2 protein-coding genes and 1 pseudogene are annotated in these 2,023 nt (G+C 64.0%); 1 reads left to right on the forward strand and 2 read right to left on the reverse strand.

Translation table 11 applies throughout. The features are described from left to right. Positions 1–79: 79 nt before the first annotated feature. Positions 80–1,108, forward strand: coding sequence for a DctP family TRAP transporter solute-binding subunit (locus tag ACO6D5_RS21105; RefSeq protein ID WP_006225221.1), 1,029 nt, complete (start codon positions 80–82; stop codon positions 1,106–1,108). A gap of 140 nt (positions 1,109–1,248) precedes the next feature. Here ACO6D5_RS21105 and greB read toward each other — a convergent pair whose 3' ends face one another. Together greB and ACO6D5_RS21115 are read right to left on the reverse strand one after the other, a co-directional pair. After that, positions 1,249–1,797 (reverse strand): transcription elongation factor GreB, encoded by a 549-nt coding sequence (gene greB, locus ACO6D5_RS21110; RefSeq protein WP_006225222.1) that lies wholly within the window; start codon positions 1,795–1,797, stop codon positions 1,249–1,251. Between the two features lie 68 nt (positions 1,798–1,865). Then, positions 1,866–2,023, reverse strand: a pseudogene (locus ACO6D5_RS21115) (phosphatase); the annotation flags it as partial.

Consider the following 2,023-nt stretch of genomic DNA (forward strand, 5'->3'; position numbering starts at 1 on the left):
TGGGCTATTGAAGCTGGGTTATCGAAGTGCTGGATCTCAAGACAACAACAGACACACTCGCAAAGAGAGGAGACATCGCATGAACTTCCGCAACCTGATCGGCGCCGCGCTGTGCGCCGCCGCCGTGGTCGGCACGGCGCCTGCCATCGCGCAGAACTACAAACCCGAATACAAGCTGTCCATCGTCGTGGGCACCACCTTCCCGTGGGGCCAGGGCGCCGAAATCTGGTCCAACCTGGTGCGCGAACGCACCCAGGGCCGCATCAACATCAAGGTGTATCCGGGCACCTCGCTGGTCCAGGGCGACCAGACCCGCGAATTCACCGCGATCCGCCAGGGCGTGATCGACATGGCGGTGGGCTCCACCATCAACTGGTCGCCGCAGGTCAAGCAGCTGAACCTGTTCTCGCTGCCCTTCCTGATGCCTGACTACGCCGCGATCGACGCGCTGGTGCAAGGCGACGTGGGCAAGGAAATGTTCAAGCTGATCGAGAAGGCGGGCGTGGTGCCGCTGGCCTGGGGCGAAAACGGCTACCGCCAGCTCAGCAACTCCAAGCGCGACATCAAGAAGCCCGAAGACATGAAGGGCATGAAGCTGCGCGTGGTGGGTTCGCCGCTGTACATCGACACTTTCACGGCGCTGGGCGCCAACCCCACGCAGATGAGCTGGGCCGACGCGCAGCCCGCGCTGGCCAGCGGCGCGGTGGACGGCCAGGAAAACCCCCTGTCCATCTACACGGGCTCCAAGCTGTACACCGTGGGCCAGAAATACCTGACCCTGTGGAACTACGTGGCCGACCCGCTGATCTTCGTGGTCAACCGCGAGGTCTGGAATTCCTGGTCGGAAAAAGACCGCGACATCGTGCGCCAGGCCGCGCTTGACGCCGGCAAGCAGCAGATCGTGATCGCGCGCAAGGGCGTCACGCCCGAAGACCCGTCGCTGCTGAAAGAGATCGAAGGCCACGGCGTGACCGTGACGTCGCTGTCGCAAGCCGAGCACGACGCCTTCGCCAAGGTCACCCAGCCCGTCTACGACAAGTGGAAGAAGCAGATCGGCGAAGACCTGGTCAACATGGCCGAAAAGTCGATCGCGGCGCGCAAGAAGTAAGCGGCGCGGACCAGAGGAATTGAATTAGCAGCAAGCCCCAGGGGAACGACGGCGCAAGCCGCCACACCGAGGCAGGGACGTCAGATCCCTCCCAACCAAACAGGCGCCGGCCACAAGCTGGCGCCTGTTTCCTTTTTGGGCTAGGGGTAGCTGACTTCCAGGATATCCAGCTCTTCGATGCCGCCCGGCGTGCGCAGCACGACCGTATCGCCTTCGCGCGCCTTGATCAGCGCGCGCGCCACCGGCGAAATCCAGCTGATCTTGCCCGCCAGCGGTTCGGCCTCGTCCACGCCCACGATAGTGACCGTGTGGTCTTCGCCGGCCTTGTCCGAATACGACACCGTGGCGCCGAAGAACACCTGGTCGCGGTTGGGTTGCGCGGCGGGGTCGACCACTTCGGCGATATCCAGCCGCTTGGTCAAAAAGCGCATGCGGCGGTCGATCTCGCGCAGGCGCTTCTTGCCGTACAGGTAATCGCCGTTCTCGGATCGGTCGCCGTTGGACGCCGCCCAGGACACCACTTGCACGACGGACGGGCGCTCCACGTTCATCAGATGCGTCAGTTCGCCGCGCAGGCGTTCATAGCCCTCGGGGGTCATGTAGTTCTTGGTGCCTGCCGGCAACGCCTGGGCTTGCGGCAGATCGTCGTCGTCCTCGTTGTCGGACTCTTTAACAAAGGCTTTGTTCATGGCGCATGCGCCGCAAGGGCGCGCTCACAATCGATGGCTTGCAGGATGGGCGGCGCTAGCCGCCCGCGTCAGAACCAGTCGTGCCAGACCGGCTTCAAGTCGGACGGCAGCGGCGGCAAACGGCCCAGGTCCATCCGGCTTTCCTTGGGGCTATGGAAATCCGACCCGCGCGAGGCCAGGAACCCATAGCGGCGCGCGACCTCGGCGTATTGGCGGGCTTCTTCGG

It is taken from the genome of Achromobacter sp., from assembly GCF_057314935.1.

Coding starts and splice junctions, on each gene's coding strand:
- greB (WP_006225222.1), bottom strand. CDS start 1,797: ATGAACAAAGCCTTTGTTAAAGAGTCCGACAACGAGGACGACGACGAT.
- ACO6D5_RS21105 (WP_006225221.1), top strand. CDS start 80: ATGAACTTCCGCAACCTGATCGGCGCCGCGCTGTGCGCCGCCGCCGTG.